Below are 16637 nucleotides of genomic sequence, written 5' to 3' on the forward strand. Positions count from 1 at the left end.
ATAGATTCTTATGGATAAACAACAAAGAGATTTAATTACCTTGCTGGAAAATAAAGCTTATGATTCTCAAATGCAGAGAAATAATGCTCAAGACTTATTTGATATTGCTGTACACAAAAGTCAACAACCCAATAAGTTTATCTTGAATAAACATCTTTTGCCATTTGCGATCGCTGGTTTTATTGGAGCTAGCGGAGTATACATGGAACTCAAGCAAGGTGTGCAGTATGCCAGTCTAGCCGGAGCCGGTATAGGATTATTAACCTCACTAGCATCTAATTCTCGTGATGATGCCCGTCAAACCCGTGAAAAGGGAGACTTGGTTAGTAGAGCAAAACTAGAGTTAGAAACTTCTGAAAGCAAACTAGCCAAGGATCTCCAAACCTTTAACACAGAATTAGAAATTGGTTATTTAATGTGGGCTTTGGATATAACTAAAGCTGAAGTTTTCTCACTACAGGAATGGATGTCTGATCCCCGAAGAACCATGAAAGATGCAATATTAACTAGTATTGACATCGTGATTCTTCATTACTTACAACAAACTTTAGATATATTACACATAGAAAGTCTTGTGCGGGAGAGAAGATATCGCTCTATTAGAGATAAGTTGATGAGTGAAGAAACTCAACTCAATAAAGATGACTTTCTGTCTCAGGTTGTGACTAAAAATCATCTCCTACAAGCACAAGAAGTAAGGAATTGGCTCAAAGAATCAGCAACAAGAGTGGCGACTGCTTCCGCTTTGGGTGGTACTGCGGCTGGATTAGCTGCGGGAGCAGCTACTGCGGGAATTGTCTCTGGTATTGCGGGTGCAATTGGTAGTTCTAAAGATGTGGTTCGTCTTGGCGGGACTCTTGGTGGTGCAGCTGCGGTAGTAGCAATTGGTGCTTTAGCAGCTGGTTCTATTACTGAAATGATGAAAAAAGGAGAAGCAGGTAGGCGACAGCAGGAAATGCAAAAATTTCATGATTCCTTTACTATCACAAATAGTATTTTGGAAATGATTTCTCATAGTCAATCTACTACTAACGCTGATAAACTCAATGCAGCTAAAAAGGCTCTGCTAAAACTCGACGCGTTTAAAAATAATGAATTGAAAAACCAAGATAAACCCATGAAGGAATATGTTGATATTTTAAGATGTCATCTCAAGCAATTTTTGGGTGAGCCGCAGGATGTGAATCTATTAGGACAAGTCTCTAAATTTTTTGGGGGTTTGTTGAACTAAGGGACTTCCAATTTAAAAGGTATACTATCACTGCGTAGGGATAGGAGCAGGGGACAGGGAGCAGGGGGAAAATCGCGATGTCTTCTTGCAAAAATTGGATAATTTATTTTCTGGAAGTCCCTAATATATTCAAAATAGAAAAGGACTAGTCAAATGAAAACTAGTCCTTTTGTTTTGTAATTAAAATTATGATCTTAAGGACGGGATTTTTTGAATTTTAACTTTTGTTTTTTCTGCCGCTTTTGCGATGTAGCAACTGCATGATCTACCGGATAACCAACTACGGGAATGACCTGATATTTGCGATCTTCTTCTAATTTTCTGAGTTCCGTGTAGTCAACCCAATGAATACAATCAACCGGACAAGTATCGATTGCTTCTTGAATAACTTCCTCCGCGTCCCCGTCTTGGCGAATAGCCCGCGATCGCCCATAATCTGGTTCAATGTAAAAGGTATTCCGTGCTACGTGAGCGCAGTGCTTACAGCCAATGCAGGTGATTTCATCAACGTAAACACCCTTTTGGCGCACCATACCGCCCAATTCCGGCTCTAATCCAGAACGTTCTGGCGCATCCCGTAAAAAACCGCCGAGTTCTGGCTCGAAACCGGAACGATTTTCTTGTGGTTCCGGTGACGGCAGAAAATCATCCATTACGCACTCCAGCGTTGTACAACTAAGCGAATCGAACCATCTGCATTTTTTTGCTGTTCAGCTACCTGAAAGCCAACGCGCGCTGTTTCTTGTACGACTGTTTGATAAGCATAACGCTGGGTGACTTGGCGCAAGAAACCATCTACAGAGAGATTTTGTTGCCAATATTGTAAGTCAGCGACCAGTTCGTATTCTTTGCCATTCCATCTAAAGCCGATATCATAGCCATTTTCCTGCTCAATGGTGATTTCCGCAGGATGGGTTTGGCCGCGATATCCACGTACTTCTCTGGGGCCTGGTTTCCAGTCTATGCCCAAATCGGTGAGAGCATCTTTTAAGGATTCTAGGTTACGGATTTGAGTTTTAATTTGGCTAAAGTGTGACATGGTGGTTGTAAATCAATGACACTAAACTATGGGAAAACTTACCAATCGCTGTAAGTATTCTGCGTATTCGCCATACCAGATTCCTGCACATTAGCGGCGAAATATTCTGAGGTTGGCTCTTGAGTCAGCACTTGTCCTAGCTGCGCCTCTATCGCTGCTGTAACTTCAGCGCAAGAAGATCCCACAATGCCAGTGACTTTTTCTTGTACCCGACCGTCTGGATAGATGATGAACTCTAATGTCTCCATGCTCTTGGCCAACCACAACAATACGCTTGAATTTTACTGCTTGAACAGCAGGCTATATATACAGCCCAAGGAACATTGTTACTTTAAGGACAAACTAGCCATTTTTTAACTAATGTTCCATCTCTCAAAATAAATATCTCAGAAAGTTTACAAAAGTTATTATTCTTATAAGTCTACACATCCGTCATTAGTTAGTCTCTCTTAACCTATTTAATTAGTCAAGGTAAAAACAGAGTTTGTAGCATTAAGTTGCGATCGCTCCCAAATGCTTGCTAGCGGTAGTATAGCGAGGGATCACAGCAAAAGAACTATCAAATTTATTGAAAAATTTTATCATTATCATTCTTATCAATAAATTAACTACGTAAGTATGTATTTGAATATACTATTAAAAATCTCGTTATCGGATGTGCGATCGTGCTGGATAGAGGTCAAAATAAAAAACCCAGGTTTATTTTCTACAACCCAGGTTTTTTTAAATTGATTTTGTTAGTTGTGCTACTGCTAATAGCACTGCTTTCTAGTGTTCGATTCACCGTGATCCCAGTTAATCAGTAGAGTAGAAATAACTCAAAACGTTCCATTAGTTAGATGCTTTCAGACGGATTTTTTTGCGTTGAGATAACAGACCAATACCTGCAAATAGACCAAATCCTAATGCAGCAGAGGGTTCGGGTACAGACTTAACAGGATCGTAATTGTAAACGACTTCAACTCCTGCTTTAGCAAAAGTTTGAATTTGGGAGATAAAATTACCAGAACCAATGACTGTTGAAGAAGCCAAAGCAGAGAAGGATAAGTCTATATTACCAGTACCAGTAAATGCTTGTAACAAAGAGTTATTAGTAAAACTTTGAGTGCTTGTTCCTGAAGCCATCAATCCGTCAACAGTCTTACCAGAAGTACCATCGAAATTCAAATTGTTATCAAAACTACTAACTTCGTAGTTATAAGATTGTGTGGGATTGAGACTAAGCAAAGATTGACTACCTAGTTTCAAACCTAGTTGACCCCCCAGATTTACTGTTACAGTGGCAGGGCTAGGACTAAGGTTTTCAAATCTCGCCAGTCCTTGCAGATCGCCAGTAAATTTCAAAGTTACGCTGTTGAGTGTACCAAGAGCTGAATCGAATTTTTGGATACTCAAAGGTGCATTGGTAATATTTGTAGCTTGAAGGCTAGTTGCACTGGTGTAGCTAAGAGATGCAGCATTAGCAGAACCAGCAGTTAAAGCGATAGCCGCTAAAGTTGTAGCAGCACCAATAGTCTTAAACAGTGTTGTTGTCATGGGTGATAATCTTCTGAAAATAACGATCGCTAACAAGATTTCTCACCTATTTCTAACGTTGAACTTAGGCTAATAGGGTTGAGAAATTTACTTAACTTTTTATGAAGCTTTGATTAGGAATTGGGATGAAAAATCCACTTTTCTCAGGATTTATGTGAATTTGTATTAAGTTTAAAGCAACCAAGTCTACAGTATTCCATAGTCACATCATTAATCCAGGTTTCATCAGTTTTTATCAACAGTAAAATTACTCAAATTTACTGAAGAATTCTCCTGTCCTACTTAGATATACGTAGACTTGTCTGTAGACCAATACGGTTCAGAGAAGAAAAATAAATTTCAACCAAGCCAGCAAATGATCACTCAACAAAAAACGAAAAAATGATTTTGGAGGGGGTTTGGGGGACGCAACCGTCCCCCAATCGGGGGCTTGGGGGAGAATCCCCCAAATCTTGCTCATTGTCTAATAGGCAGAGCAAAAATTGAGAAATTAACTCTCTCCTCCTTAACTGAACCTTATTGGTCTGTAGAGACTTGTATGCAACGTCTCTACATCATTTATTTGGTGCAAGACGCTACGTGTCGCTTGCTTCCCCGTTTGGTGCATGGTGCAACCTCTCGTAGAGAAGTGAAAGGTTAGACTAAAAATCTTTAATTATTTACCTTGTTCTACTTGCTCACTGAGATTTTTTTAAAGCGATCGCCACTGAACCAGCTACTACTAAACAAGCACCACATAGCCCTAAAATAGTCAGTCGTTCTGGAGGAATTAAATTAGGTGCTATGAGGGAAGTAACTTCTACAGAAATCAGAGTAAAAATTGGTGCTAAAGCTAAAACAGCACTAACTCTTGAGGCTTCCCAATGTTCCAAAGATTCCGCAAAAGAGCCGTAAGCAATGAGGGTGTTAAGACCACAAAACAGCAAAATCATTAAATGAAAACTGCTGAGAGTTAGAATTTTTTCTATTTGGGCAAACGGAGTAAATAGTAAAGCACATCCGCCGTAAATCACTAACATAATATTGGCGGAAGATAGTGATTGTAATAATTGTTTTTGAGCTAAGGCATAAATTGCCCAGACTACTGCGCCTAAAACTACTAAAGCACTACCAAAAATATAGGTGTTAGAAGGAGTAATTAAATTAGTGAGTTGGGCGCGGAAGAATAATATATAGCCTAAAGTTAAAACACTGACACCCAACCATTGCTGCAAATTGTATCTTTCTTGAAAGACGATTAAACCACCAAAGCCTAATAGTAATGTGGCTAGTTGAATAATCACTTCTGCGTTAGCGGGAGATGTTAAGGCTAAACCGTGCATAAAGAAAAAGTAATTAGCCGCTAACATCAGAGTAGCGATCGCTAATAGTTTGCCAGAGTTAGCATTCAATTGTCTTAACTTTGGCAATTGACCGCGAATTCCTAAGTACACAGCAAGTAAAACGAAGGATATTAAAAAGCGAAACCAAATAACTGTGTAAACATCTAATTTTTGTAATACTACCTTGAGGGCGATAGGTAGTATTCCCCATAAAAAAACAGTCAGCAAAGATAACGCCAGCCCTAAACGCCAGCGACCAGAACTTTGGTGCATAAGTTTATTAGTTATTAGTCAATAGTCAATAGTCAACAGTCAGTAGGGGCGGGTTTTAGATATTTACGATTAGAAACAGATATTGCGCTTAAATCCGCCTGTACAACAGTCAACAGTTAAAAGAAATCCATCATCCAGGGGGATGGACTGGCAAATATTTGTGTAGCTGTAGAAAGTGCTGTGGGGGTTGCATCTAGTTTTCCGGCTAGCTGCAATTGATAGGGTGTGAATAGACCGGAATATAAGGGTGCTAGGGATTGGATGTCTAGCTGGAAGTCGCCTTTACCGCCTTTGGTTACTTCACCCCGTCCGTTAGCAACAGATAGGATAAATTTACCTTGGTTAGCAGTTAGTAAGTTGTCCTGCACTTCTAGATGTAATTCTGCTTCCACTCCAGCAGGATAACCCCGTACTGCTAAGGCTCGGCATATATCAACTATTCTTAACATCCAGCGATCGCTGTGGCAAATTTTGGCAGTTTGCTCTGGTAAAAGTAACGTTAAAGAGTCAGTTATACTACTTTTCCAGCGTATATTGTCGATTTGGGAACGATGGTTGGCGATAAATGACCAAAAGCTAAGTGCAGCTTGATGGGAAAGAACTACCCAATCTCTCACACGCAGTATTGAACTATCTTTGGTACGTTCTTGAGTAAAGATGACATAGCCTTGAGGTTGATTTTTGTCACCAATCACATAACTGTAGAGAGTTTCCGATACTTCTGTATGCAGTAACAGTTGCCAAAGTGCGGGATGTCTATCTAAATAACCTGGAGTTAGTTTTCCTTGTTGCTGATTTAGATTTTGGAATATATCGTGATTTTTCGAGTCTACGGGCTGTATTGGTAAAGGCTGTTCCCGAATTTGAATACTTTGACTGGGGATTTCCCAAATGCAGTAACTACCTGCTTGTTCATACCCAGCTTTGCGGTATAGACGTTGTGTTGCTGGGTAGAGAACAGAAATTGGTATTTCCTGGGAGTGCATTTCCCAAAGGGCATTTTTAATGAGGGCGATCGCAGCTCCATCACCACGGTATTCTGGAGCAATACCTACTGCTGCTACTCCTCCCATTGGTACACACTGGCCACCCCACCACTGACCCATCCGGTAAATTACCAATCCACCAGCAACTTGTTGATCACGATAAATCACCCGTAAGTTATCTAGACCAACAAGATTGGTATAAACTCCACTGTCGCCGGTTGACATGATAAAACACTGTTCCATGATATGCCCTAGCTGCTGCATATCCTCTGACCGGGCTTTAGTGTACTGAAATTGAGGTGTCATTGCCTCTACCCTTAGTAGCACAGATGACAATCATACTACAATTGCTTATTTGTGCAAGCTTCACCCGACAGAATCACCCGATTGGGTGAGTATAATTTGGGAATTGGGTATGGGAAACAATTCGCAATTCGCAATTCGCAATACCCGCTATCGCGGGAAGCAAGCTACGCAATTCGCAATGGACTAACGTCCCGCTTTGCGAATGCAATGAACTTCTCTTCTCTACGAGGGGCTAAGTTAAGGGAAACAAGGATTTCTTGGACGCAAGTCCGGGTTTCAACCTAACTTTTTCCTATAAACATTAAATTAATCGTATCCTATGCCCCATGCCCCATTCCCTATGCCCTATATCCTAATTCCTCTCACAAAAACATCCACACAAGTGGCAATATATTCTTTGTTGGTGTAGCTGTGGGGCTGGAGTTTGACATCATGACACAACATTGCCGCCAGCAACATTCCTCTAAACATATCTACGACGGCTTCTGGATTAATTTCTGGTCTGACAGTTCCCCGTTTTTGGCATGATTGCAAATATGCAATCAGTTTTTCGCCCAAAGGCCTAGCCGCCTCTTCTATTACTTGTTTGGCTGCTTCTGGATGACGTTTAGCTTCGCCAATAAAAGTCCGAATTAAATCTTCTTGTGCTTTGAGCATAGCATGATACAACTGAGCATAATTATATAAATCGGTTTTTAAATCTTGTGTCCATGCTTCTGGGTTAGCTAGGGCTTCAGTTTGTACTGCTATAGCATTTTCAATGACGGCTTTTAACAGTTGTTCTTTGCTAGTAAAGTGTCGAAATAAAGTTACTTCATTTACACCAGCGACACGAGCTATTTCACGGGTAGTTGCACCTTGAACACCTAAACTGGCAAATACCTGGGAAGCGGCTTCTATTAGTCGTGTGCGGGTAAGAGCAGAAGAACGAACAGTTTTGATCATTACGGGATGTTTATGGGTTGCTGGCATTATAAGATTCATGGAAAAATAGTTTTAAATTGAGATAAAGTCATTCCAAATACAATTGAAAAAGATTTTCAAAAATTCAAATTAAATGCTTTATTTAATATTTTCATCATAACCTTAACTGCTATCTTAAACACAAAACCACGGTAAAATTGCATAACTAGCTTAATTTTTAACAACTTTCAAAGCAATAATCTCTAATTACAACTCTCCGCTCATAATTTCCGTACATGAATCATGCTGTATTCAAGGTAATTCAAAATTCCTTCTGCATCTCAATTACCGGTACTACTAAGCCGCTTCCTAAGTAATGAGGTACTCGTTTAATAGGCATAAATCCTAAACGCAAATAAAAACCTTCAGCGTAAAGACTAGCCGTTGTAATGACGTTGTAAAAACCTTGCTCAAATGCCTCTGAGCAAAAATGTTCTACTAAAATGCGTCCGAATCCTCGCCTTTGATAATGAGGATGAACGTATAAACTAATGAGTTCATTGGCTGTAAAGCTGGCAAATCCTGTGATAATTTCATTTTCGGTTGCCACTTTGATAGTATCTAATTTCCAATACTTGAAAATAATGGAATTATCGGGTTTATCGAGGTAATTACGCCAAGCCAAAAGTTCTTTACGAGTGTAAAAAGTTGCAGGCAAGGCTTTGATTGCCGCAATGTGGATAGCACTCAGTGTCCATGCGTCTGTTTCCTGTGCAGATCGCACGTATATTTCTGGGGCAGTCATTGGTTTTAGAATTGCAAGCAAGGTGATTGAATACTGCTGACAGACTCAATAGAAATTTTAGTTGCGTTGGTGACGCTTTGCCAAAGGCATCAGCTCCCTGTACCTGCCCCTTGTGATCAAAGTGATAGTATATCTTTTAAATTGAAAGTCTCTATATTTAATCTCAGTGTAAGGTTTTATATGTCAGGTTCAACTCATAATTCATCTTTGCTTTTAGAAGTGCAGAATGTTCATGCTGGATACATCAAAGATGTTGATATCCTCCAGGGTGTGAATTTTCGGGTTGAACCAGGAGAATTAGTGACGGTAATAGGCCCTAACGGTGCGGGTAAATCAACCTTAGCCAAGACAATTTTTGGCTTGTTGACACCGCATACAGGAAAAATCACTTTTAAAGGCGAGAATATTGCTGGACTTAAATCAAATCAAATTGTGCGTCGGGGAATGTGCTATGTACCCCAAATTGCTAATGTTTTTCCGTCTTTGAGTGTAGAGGAAAATTTGGAAATGGGGGCTTTTATCCGCAATGATGCTCTCACCCCCCTAAAAGATCGAATATTTGGGATGTTTCCTAAATTAAGCGATCGCCGTCGTCAACGTGCTGGTACACTGTCAGGAGGCGAACGCCAGATGTTAGCAATGGGTAAAGCTTTGATGTTAGAACCCAGTCTATTAGTGCTAGATGAACCTTCCGCCGCTTTATCACCGATTTTAGTCACGCAAGTATTTGAACAAATCAAGCAAATTAATCAGACTGGCACAGCGATAGTCTTAGTTGAGCAAAATGCTCGTAAAGCTTTAGAAATGGCTCATCGTGGTTATGTTTTAGAATCTGGACGGGATGCTATTTCAGGCCCCGGACAAGAACTATTAACTGATCCTAAAGTAGCTGAATTATATTTAGGTGCAGGAAAAGGGCATTAATTAATAGTCAATAGTCAATAGTCATTAGTCAATAGTCATTAGTTATTACTCAGCACCGGCTAAACGCCGCGCTTCCGCTAACAGCACTCATTACTCATTACTCATTACTTCTCCCTTGTCCCCCTACACCCTTTTTGTAATGTTTAAACCAGTTACTCTTAGCTTATTACTGTTGTTGGTGAGTAATCATCTTGGTGTAATGCTACAGCCTGTCAAAGCACAAACACCAACAACAACAAATACTCCTAAATCTGTATGTGCGTCTCAAGTTGGAACAGCTATAGATGCAGTAGTAAATCAACCCCAATTCAAGCGGAGTCGTTGGGGAATTCTAATCAAAGCACTGTCATCTGAAGAAAATCTCTACAGTCGTGATGCTCAAAAATATTTTATTCCCGCTTCTAATACTAAATTGTTGACTACAGCAGCAACATTACAACAATTGGGTGCAAACTTTCGTTTCCGCACATCGATTTATCAAAATGGTAATGATGTTTTCACCCTTGTCGGTAGAGGCGATCCTAGCTTTGGTGAGACTCAATTACAAACCCTTGCTCAACAGCTAAAACAAAAGGGTGTCACTCAAATTCAAAAATTAATTGCTGATAATACTTACATCCAAGGGGATATTGTTCATCCTACTTGGCAATGGGAAGATGTGCAGTCTGATTATGGTGCGCCAGTTAATAGTTTTATTGTCAATCAAAATATTTTTGGTTTGGAATTAAAACCCCAAGCTGTGGGAGAAACTCCGCAGCTGATTTGGAAAGATAATAATGAATCAAGACAATGGTTAGTAATTAATCGGTCTGTGACAGTTGCACAAACACAACCAAGTAACATCAATATTACTCGTGATTTAACTGGTAAAATTTTGCGAATCGAAGGGCAATTAGCTGCTAATTCTGAACCCTATGTAGTAGATTTACCTGTAGTTGACCCTGATTATTACTTTTTGCGGCGTTTTCGTGCCGCTTTGGCAACAGAAAACATTACTTTGGGTCAAACCTTAGTCACTCCTGGTATTACTAATCAACAGGAAGTAGCATCAATAGAATCACCACCTCTATTTGAGTTAGTCATAGAAACTAACCAAAATAGTAATAATCTTTATGCAGAAGCCTTGTTGCGTGCTTTAGCGGTGCAAGAAACCAAGCAGCAAAATCAAAACACTGCTGATGTAGGCTTGCAAGTATTGCAAAAGAGTTTGACGCAATTAGGTGTTGATCCTACAGGTTATCAATTAGTTGATGGTTCTGGGTTATCACGACGAAATCTCATTACTCCTGAAGCATTGGTGCAAACTCTACAGGGAATGGCGAAAAGTCCAGTGGCGAATGCTTATCGCGCATCTTTACCTGTGGCGGGAAAGAGTGGTACTTTAGCATCTCGCTTGCGTAATACCCCAGCAGAGGGAATTGTGCAAGCTAAAACCGGCACATTAAGGGGTGCAGTTTCGCTCTCAGGATATATGAATCCACCCCAATATGAATCTATGGTTTTTAGTATTATTGTGAATCAATCTGAGCAACCTGTCAGCGTTTTAAGACAAGGAATTGACGAAATAGTGGTCTTGTTGACACAGTTACAACGTTGTTAATACAAAAGGCGATATTTTCTGCAATTGAATTTGCATAAGCGATCGCAAAATCGATGATTAATCATTAAACCTATAATTTCGTTATACAAGGTAAGACTATGATTCATCACTTTTCCATCGCTGCGGAAAATCCTCAACACGCCGCCACAGTTTTAGCTGAAGTATTAAACGGACAAGCCTTTCCCTTTTTCCCCAATCCAGGTAGTTACATGGTGTTTCCCTTAGATGAACACGGAACAGGGATTGAAGTTTATCCCTTAGAAACAGAACTAAAACCTGGTGAAGATGAGGCTCAATGTACATTTGCTAAATCCCCCCATGCTTCCAGATATACAGCCACCCATGCGGCTGTCTCTGTAACTACAACTCAAGAAAAAATTGAAGAAGTGGGACGAAGAGAAGGTTGGCGAGTTGTTCGTTGTAACCGCGATTCTTTCTTTGATGTCATGGAATTCTGGTTAGAAAACAGAGTCATGATTGAATTGCTAACACCAGAAATGGCGGCACAATACTTAGCAGTCACTAAGCCAGAGAATCTGCAACAAATGTTTGCAGCAGTGTAAGGAGGTAGGGGGATTGGGGATTGGGGACTGGGGACTGGGGACTGGGGACAAGGTAGACAAGGTAGATTTTATTTCTTAACTCACTACTCACTACTCACTACTTATCCAATGCCCAATGCCTCATTCCCAATGCCCAATGCCCAATGCCCTATGCCCTATGCCCCATTCCCAATGCCCTATGCTATGCCCAATTTAAGCCGGGATAAATTTCAGTGCAACACCATTCATACAATAACGCTGACCGGTGGGTACAGGGCCATCATTAAAAACATGGCCTAGATGTCCACCACAACGGCTACAATGCACTTCAACTCTAGTCATAAAAAATGACCGATCTACAGTAGTTGCGATCGCGCCTTCAATGGGAGCGAAAAAACTCGGCCAGCCAGTACCACTATTGAATTTAGTATCTGATGTAAATAAAGGCTGATCACAACCAGCGCAGACATAAGTACCCGCCTCATATTGCTTATCAAGGGGGCTAGTAAATGCCCGTTCTGTGCCGTGTTGACGCAAAACCCGAAATTGTTCCGGCGATAAAATCGTCCGCCATTCTACGTCAGTTTTATTAATTTCAAATTCAGTATTAGAAGTTGCCATGATGCTAGACCTTGGTAAAAAAAATGGTGGTAACAAAGTTGTGCCAAATAATGCAGCACCAGTTTGCAAAAAGTAACGTTTGTCCATATACCTATATATTATGGGCATAGGGCATAGGGAATGGGGCATGGGGCATAGTTTGTTTTTTCTACTTCTAGCTGGAAAGTGCTGAGTGATGTTAGCGGTAGCGCGGCGTTTAGCCGGTGCTGAGTAATGAGTAATGAGTAGTGAGTAGCGAGTTAAGAAATAAAATCAACCTTGTCTACCTTGTCTACCTTGTCTACCCTGTCTACCTTGTCCCCAATCCCCAATCCCCAGTCCCCAATCCCCAATCCCCAATCCCCACTCACTCTTCACTCAACATAGCTGCCATTCTTTGCAGTTTTCTTCCTACTTCTTCCATTGTGTAGAAGAAGGTGAAAAATCTGAGTAATTCATCGATTTCTTGATCTGCTTGCTGTAGTTTTGATAGTTGGTTTAATTTTTCTGTGGCGTGATTAAGAGCTGTATCAATCTCTGGTAAAGATAATTGCGATTTTGTAGACTTAACAGCGATCGCTAAGGTCAGCATGGCATTTTGGGTTTCTTGTGCTAATTCGGTAATTTGCGATGAAAGCAGTTGCCAAAATGTATCTTGCTGTCTAGCTAAGACGGTGTGTTCCATTGTCAGGATATGTTCCCACACCCTGCGGATGAGGAATTCCCAAGCCTCATTAATTTGAGCTTCTGGGGGTTCACTGGTTTGTTCTTGTTTCACTTCTTGCCACAATTCCCGTCCTGTCCGCAAGGATGTAATGATGCTGAGTTTGAGTGTATCTACACTAGGACGGTCGTATGTACCTGTAAACGCACAGTTAATGACTAAACTATAGAATTGATCTAAGCTGATGAGTGTTTGAGATAGACAACGCCGCAATTCTTGATTAGCACGGGCAGGAAAAATAAAGTTATTTACCAGTAAAGCTACTCCGATACCTAAAAGAGTTTCTAAAAATCTGTGCCAAGCGTATATCCAAGGTTGTTGACTATGGCTCAAAATCACGATCGCTGACACATATCCTGCTAATTTAGCAGCTTCCTGAAATTTCCAGGTGGAAGCTAGAAATATAGTAATAAATACACATATTCCCAAAGACCAGAAATTACTACCCAACAAAATCACGAAGAATGCACCAGCAATAGCACCAATGGCCGTACCTATCAATCGCTGAACGCCCAATTTTAGGGTGCTACCTTGGGTTGATGACATGACAATAATAGCGGCAATTACAGCGTAAAAGGGGTAGTCCCACTGCAATCTTTGAGCAATTATCAAAGAAACTGTCGAGGCGATGGCGATTTTGAAGGCCATTCGGCTTTGCAGAGTTAATGACAACCCTTGAGGCGTAACAGCCCAAGTTTGCAAATTGAAGAGGATTCTGGAAAAAAGCGATCGCGGCGGATTTTTAATCGGTCTGGCCACAGGTGGAGGGTTATCTGGATGTTTTACCATTCCCGTCGGGATAATAATAGCTGATTGTAAGAAATCTAGCGCAAATTGAGTTCTTACTTTTGATTTTTCTTTTTCTTCCAGATTTATGCCAATCAACGAAAGTCCTGCTGTATCACACCGTATTGGCGTGCCAAGTCTTAAATGTTTCAATAGTCCTATCTTATTACTTTTGGGAGAGAATAATCTATAACGTTTACAGCATAGGACTTGTAGCAAAAACCTTGATTTCAGCCATTGTGTTAGAAAATAAAATCTCAAATGATTTTTCTGTATATAGATCAAAATTTGGCTTAAGGGTAAATACTCACTTTTAGGTTAAAATTTAGCATAATACATACGTAAAAGCTATTTTCTAGCAGAAGAAACATATTGGAATTCCTGTTTAGTTAAGAAGCTAAAGATCATTTAATTTGCATAAAACTAGGGCTAAAGTCATGAACATAAGTGAATCAGTCTAGAAAATGCCATGACTATCAGCTTATCAACGTCATTGATTATGATTTATTGATTTACATTAAACCTCATCGAGTTTGCTCTTATGTATATTATTTGCGCTGAAATATATCTATCAAATTGCCAATCAAAGGAAACTGTTTCAGAACCATTTTAATCAATTCTACAAAAGATTTTTCTGATAACCGGTCATCTTGGCGTAATTGTAGAACACCGATGAGAATGATAAATATTGCTGTACCAAGAATCGTCAAAACTAGATAATGAAATTCTAGCTTACCTCCGAAAAAAGCAATTGAGCAAAATACTACTATGAAGACATATAAATAAAACAGCCCGTTTCTAAAAGCAAAAGGAAGTTCAACTTCTTTTTGAAGTTGAGATTTTTCTTCATTGTTGGGAGGTTGATTCATTATATTATTTCCTTGTTGCAATTCTACAGTATTTATCTGGTCGGCATAAATATTGGTGATGTGGCTGTGTTGTCTTTGTTCATCTTCTCGGTTTAACTGATTTCTGTCCATAACATCATCAATTAAATTTAAGACATTTACCCTTTCAAAACTGATATCACACTCAACATCGTATTTATGTTTAGCAATGCGATTTCTTAAATTATCGAATTTATAAAAGTGTAGATTTTGCTGATTTTGACAAACTGAGCAATTACAGGGAATTAGTTTATCAAATTTTAATTGGCTATAAGTGTAGTGAATTTTATCAAGTTCATGAGTAACACAGGTTAATAAATCTCTTTTGTGTAAACCAGAAACGCGAATTTTAATTTCTCGTTTGTCGTAATATTCAATTACCTCTGCTTTAGTCTGTTCTCGACTGAGAATAACGCCACTTTTCCAGACATATTTTTGTTCATCAATTAACTGATGTATCGCAACTATAAATTGAATAATAATACCTTTAGGCATGAATTCATAAGTATAGCGTAAGATAAGATTATTAGTTTCATCCCAGTTATAAGTTGGTTGTTTTTTTGTTAATAGTTGGGGAGCAATATAATTTTTATGATTGTTAGGAATTTCATAACACAACTTAAAATTAATCATCAGTTGTAGCAGTTCACCTTGTTTTGTGGCGTATTGTTCTTCTTGCCAAATATTTTGTAAGTCTTGCGAAGTAAATTTACCTAAGTTGTTAATTACTTGCTGATCATCCAAGACTTTGTAAACCGCATCTGTTCCCCACTTGGGTTTAAGGATAACAGTATTGTTTAAAATTGGGTCATCTTGAAAATGCAAGCATACACCTAAATCATGGAGATAGTTACTTAATTGCAATTTATATTCGCGTTGTGTAAAACCATGTATTTGGCAGATTTGTAAATATTCATCTAAGCTAATATAGTTGCGTGAGTCATTTTCTAAAGCTTCACGAACTCTTACCCAGGTTTTGGGAAGTACTGCGCCAATATGAGGTAGAGAAGAGATATGATGTTTGATTTCTCGTAATACTTTTGGTAAGTTTCGGTTAGTTGCAAGGTTAGTTGCTAAAGTTTCCTTGAGGTTGCTAAAACGTTCTCTTAATTGTGGTTCGTTGATTTCATGAGTCCGGTTTTGCTTCTCATTTTTTATAATTAAAACTGGACTGTTATCGCTCAATAATTCTACTACATTTAACCAGTAATAAAAGTTAGTGTCTTCTTTGCGATTATCTGCTACTACTGCATAAAGAGAACGTTTTGTAAGGAAAAATTGGTGTGTAGCATGATAAATTTCTTGTCCGCCAAAATCCCAGATATTGACTCGAAAATTCTGACCATTTTCCATTGTGAAGTACCACTGTATTACCTCAATTCCTCTGGTTGAATCTTCTTCTTTTAGTTGGTAATTTTCGTCGTCAATTTTCTTGGCTAGAGTTGTTTTACCAGCACTACTTTCACCAACAATTAATAACTTTGCCTCATATAAATAATCTGTTCCTTCATTTTTTACCTGTAAGAAATAATCTCGGATTGCATCAATGCCTATTTCAACAACTTCTGGCGGTGGCTTTTCAATAGGGTTGCCCCTTAAATTCAAGGAAGTTAAATTTTGCAGTTGTGTTATTTCTTCTGGTATCTGTGTTATTTGGTTGTAGCTTAAATCCAGAGAAGTTAAATTTTGCAGTCGTGTTATTTCTTCTGGTATCTGTGTTATTTGGTTGTAGCTGAGATACAATTGAGTTAAATTTGACAGGTTAGTAATAGCTTCTGATATCTCTGTTATTCGGTTATTTCTTAGATATAGAGTAGTTAGATTTTGTAGATGAGTAATTGTTTCTGGTATTTGTGTGATTTCGGTATTTCTTAAATAGAGGGTAGTTAAGTTTTTTAATTTAGTAATAGCTTCTGGAATTTGTCTTAATCGGCTATTACCTAAGTCTAACCAAGTTAAGTTACGCAAACTGGTAATAGCTGCTGGTATATTTCTGATATCATTGTCTCGTAAATCCAAATGCTCTAACCATTCCAACTCAAATACCTCAACAGGAATCTCGGTTAAGTTTAGTCTACTTAAATCTAATTTTTCAAGTTGCTTTTCTTTTGCATCTTTAATTTTTTTTCTTACATCTGGAGGTGTATGTGTCATATGTTTATTTGTCAAGAAT

The 16637-nt window shown here is 39.1% G+C and carries 15 protein-coding genes; 4 read left to right on the top strand and 11 right to left on the bottom strand.

Going from position 1 to position 16637, the window contains the following annotated elements; translation table 11 throughout:
* Window positions 1-10: 10 nt before the first annotated feature.
* Window positions 11-1231, top strand: a complete 1221-nt coding sequence (locus tag ACQFX9_RS06425; protein ID WP_427161219.1) for a hypothetical protein — start codon at window positions 11-13, stop codon at window positions 1229-1231.
* Between the two features lie 194 nt (window positions 1232-1425).
* Here the strand turns inward: ACQFX9_RS06425 and ACQFX9_RS06430 are convergent, their stop codons facing one another.
* The 8 genes from ACQFX9_RS06430 to ACQFX9_RS06465 form a co-directional block, all read right to left on the bottom strand.
* Complete coding sequence (locus ACQFX9_RS06430) at window positions 1426-1884, bottom strand: ferredoxin (RefSeq protein WP_427161220.1); 459 nt, start codon at window positions 1882-1884, stop codon at window positions 1426-1428.
* Window positions 1884-2270, bottom strand: a complete 387-nt coding sequence (locus ACQFX9_RS06435; protein ID WP_103139046.1) for a DUF1257 domain-containing protein — start codon at window positions 2268-2270, stop codon at window positions 1884-1886. The genes ACQFX9_RS06430 and ACQFX9_RS06435 overlap by 1 nt, the downstream gene beginning before the upstream one ends.
* Window positions 2271-2308: 38 nt before the next feature.
* On the bottom strand, window positions 2309-2518 hold the full coding sequence (locus tag ACQFX9_RS06440) for a DUF2997 domain-containing protein (RefSeq protein WP_103139047.1): 210 nt from the start codon (window positions 2516-2518) through the stop codon (window positions 2309-2311).
* Between the two features lie 583 nt (window positions 2519-3101).
* Complete coding sequence (locus tag ACQFX9_RS06445) at window positions 3102-3806, bottom strand: choice-of-anchor E domain-containing protein (RefSeq protein ID WP_427161221.1); 705 nt, start codon at window positions 3804-3806, stop codon at window positions 3102-3104.
* A gap of 677 nt (window positions 3807-4483) precedes the next feature.
* Window positions 4484-5401, bottom strand: a complete 918-nt coding sequence (locus tag ACQFX9_RS06450; RefSeq protein WP_427161222.1) for a DMT family transporter — start codon at window positions 5399-5401, stop codon at window positions 4484-4486.
* Between the two features lie 116 nt (window positions 5402-5517).
* On the bottom strand, window positions 5518-6693 hold the full coding sequence (locus ACQFX9_RS06455; protein WP_427161223.1) for a GNAT family N-acetyltransferase: 1176 nt from the start codon (window positions 6691-6693) through the stop codon (window positions 5518-5520).
* Window positions 6694-7038: 345 nt separating this feature from the next.
* Window positions 7039-7677: a TetR/AcrR family transcriptional regulator gene (locus tag ACQFX9_RS06460; RefSeq protein WP_427161224.1), complete on the bottom strand. Its 639-nt coding sequence runs from the start codon at window positions 7675-7677 to the stop codon at window positions 7039-7041.
* Window positions 7678-7918: 241 nt separating this feature from the next.
* Window positions 7919-8401 carry a GNAT family N-acetyltransferase gene (locus tag ACQFX9_RS06465; protein ID WP_427161225.1) on the bottom strand — a complete coding sequence of 161 codons (483 nt, stop codon included), beginning with the start codon at window positions 8399-8401 and terminating at the stop codon, window positions 7919-7921.
* A 180-nt stretch (window positions 8402-8581) separates the two neighbouring features.
* On the opposite strand from ACQFX9_RS06465, the gene ACQFX9_RS06470 reads away from it, so the two are divergent.
* The 3 genes from ACQFX9_RS06470 (at window position 8582) to ACQFX9_RS06480 (ending at window position 11488) form a co-directional block, all read left to right on the top strand.
* Window positions 8582-9325 (top strand): ABC transporter ATP-binding protein, encoded by a 744-nt coding sequence (locus ACQFX9_RS06470; RefSeq protein WP_427161226.1) that lies wholly within the window; start codon window positions 8582-8584, stop codon window positions 9323-9325.
* A gap of 139 nt (window positions 9326-9464) precedes the next feature.
* Window positions 9465-10925: a D-alanyl-D-alanine carboxypeptidase/D-alanyl-D-alanine endopeptidase gene (gene dacB / locus ACQFX9_RS06475; protein WP_427161227.1), complete on the top strand. Its 1461-nt coding sequence runs from the start codon at window positions 9465-9467 to the stop codon at window positions 10923-10925.
* Window positions 10926-11023: 98 nt separating this feature from the next.
* On the top strand, window positions 11024-11488 hold the full coding sequence (locus ACQFX9_RS06480; RefSeq protein WP_427161228.1) for a hypothetical protein: 465 nt from the start codon (window positions 11024-11026) through the stop codon (window positions 11486-11488).
* Window positions 11489-11680: 192 nt separating this feature from the next.
* Here the strand turns inward: ACQFX9_RS06480 and msrB are convergent, their stop codons facing one another.
* From msrB to ACQFX9_RS06495, 3 genes are all read right to left on the bottom strand, one after another.
* Window positions 11681-12175, bottom strand: a complete 495-nt coding sequence (gene msrB, locus ACQFX9_RS06485) for a peptide-methionine (R)-S-oxide reductase MsrB (protein WP_427161229.1) — start codon at window positions 12173-12175, stop codon at window positions 11681-11683.
* A gap of 259 nt (window positions 12176-12434) precedes the next feature.
* Window positions 12435-13730 carry an FUSC family protein gene (locus ACQFX9_RS06490; protein ID WP_427161230.1) on the bottom strand — a complete coding sequence of 432 codons (1296 nt, stop codon included), beginning with the start codon at window positions 13728-13730 and terminating at the stop codon, window positions 12435-12437.
* A 395-nt stretch (window positions 13731-14125) separates the two neighbouring features.
* On the bottom strand, window positions 14126-16618 hold the full coding sequence (locus ACQFX9_RS06495) for a COR domain-containing protein (RefSeq protein WP_427161231.1): 2493 nt from the start codon (window positions 16616-16618) through the stop codon (window positions 14126-14128).
* Window positions 16619-16637 lie beyond the last annotated feature (19 nt).

The organism is Aliinostoc sp. HNIBRCY26, from assembly GCF_050235535.1.
Lineage (GTDB): Bacteria > Cyanobacteriota > Cyanobacteriia > Cyanobacteriales > Nostocaceae > Trichormus.